Source organism: Halalkalibacter alkalisediminis, from assembly GCF_028610705.1.
GTDB classification, from domain to species: domain Bacteria; phylum Bacillota; class Bacilli; order Bacillales; family Bacillaceae_D; genus Halalkalibacter; species Halalkalibacter alkalisediminis.
Genome location: NZ_JAQQWT010000125.1, coordinates 1 through 1071 on the forward strand (window position 1 = coordinate 1; position 1071 = coordinate 1071).

The 1071-nt window shown below is 31.0% G+C and carries 1 protein-coding gene; it reads right to left on the reverse strand.

Annotation, left to right across the window (positions count from 1 at the left end; translation table 11 throughout):
- Positions 1 to 363: 363 nt before the first annotated feature.
- The gene (locus PQ474_RS26165; protein ID WP_273848510.1) at positions 364 to 891 is read right to left on the reverse strand and encodes a nucleotidyltransferase family protein; all 528 of its coding nucleotides are present in this window, start codon (positions 889 to 891) and stop codon (positions 364 to 366) included.
- Positions 892 to 1071 lie beyond the last annotated feature (180 nt).

The window sequence follows — 1071 nt, forward strand, 5'->3', positions numbered from 1 at the left end:
AAAGCGCCCGATTGCGGAAGATCATATATAGAATAGTTTGTTTCTTCTTGAAAAAAAGCACCCGTCAATAAAATACTTTTGGAATTCTCAATACCAAGGACAGAGAATATCAATTTTATTTCTTCGTAAGCCAAAAAAATATATATCCGAACAAAACAAAACCTATAATAATAGAAAAAGCGGATTGACTAATAAATGAATAAATATCCGCAAAAATAATTTGTAATGGTTCATAATCAAATATTTGTGTGAACAAAAATAATGCATTCAATATTCTCATTGGTGTTAAACACCCCTATATATCGTTTAATACGTTTGCACACCATAAGTAACGTTCTTCTTATTCAAGATAACGCCTATAGCTTAATAATGGTTGTTGATGTGGTAAACTTTTATCTGATTCCAGGTAGATTTCCAATTCTTTTTTGTTATACGTTCATCATAAATTTCAGCTCGTTCTTCAGATTTTGCAAAATAAGGTGTAGGTTTTACTTCTAAATTAATAACATCTCTAATTCCATAAGGGGCTGTTAATATTACATTGTCTTTTTCATCTAACTTTACTCCTAAAGCTGTTGCTGTTTCAGGAAACTTCGATATAGCATCAACAGAAGAAAAATATGGAGGCATATTACTTTTAACATGCATTCTCGCTTCATTCTTTACCGACCAAGGGATATTCGGTATTAGACATTTTAGCTTTTCTTCGGTTTTCTTTTCTTCTAATACATCAATATTTGTCGGATCAAAATAAATTACATCAATGTCTGAAAGAGCTGTTCTCTCCCTAAAATCGTGTAAAACATCCCAAATTTTTGATCGAATAAATCCAGCACATATCCACCAATCAGGCAAATTCATCGATTTTGTACATTCCAATATTTCCATCATCCATTTATCTTCTCTAATAAGAGAAATAATTTCTTTTTCATCATTAATCACTAAAAAATTCTCCTTACAAAATGTATTTCATTAGTTATTTCTTTAGCTTTACGTAAAAATCCTTCCTCAACAATCTGGCCCTTTTCATGAAGAAAGACGCTTTCCTTATTTCAGAAAAGCGCCCGATTG